The following is a 303-nucleotide window of genomic DNA, read 5'->3' on the forward strand; positions in this document are numbered from 1 at the left end:
ATTAGAATTTTTAGTTTCTAACTTTTGAATAAAATGTTCAATAGTATCAGATTTAATATTAATCAGATCTTTCTTTTTAACTTTATATAATTCGGTAATTTTCTTGTCTTCAAAATCATTTATTGCACCAGTTCCACACATTTTATCGTAAGGAAATTCATTAAAATAGTAATAGGTTAAAGTGTCATTATAAAATATAAATTGATCTTCGGCAAAATCAAAAGAAGGTTCTGGTATTAAAGAATCTTTACTATAATAATCATTTAAAGCTTTGTTATACTTTCTATAAGAAAACGAAGAATC

The 303-nt window shown here is 23.1% G+C and carries 1 protein-coding gene; it reads right to left on the minus strand.

Annotated features, from left to right (window positions below; genetic code table 11):
- Positions 1-303 (minus strand): hypothetical protein (locus QWI17_RS08720; RefSeq protein ID WP_302722138.1); only part of this gene is annotated, 303 nt, incomplete at both ends.

The organism is Gilvimarinus gilvus, from assembly GCF_030518155.1.
In the GTDB taxonomy this organism is placed as follows: domain Bacteria; phylum Pseudomonadota; class Gammaproteobacteria; order Pseudomonadales; family Cellvibrionaceae; genus Gilvimarinus; species Gilvimarinus gilvus.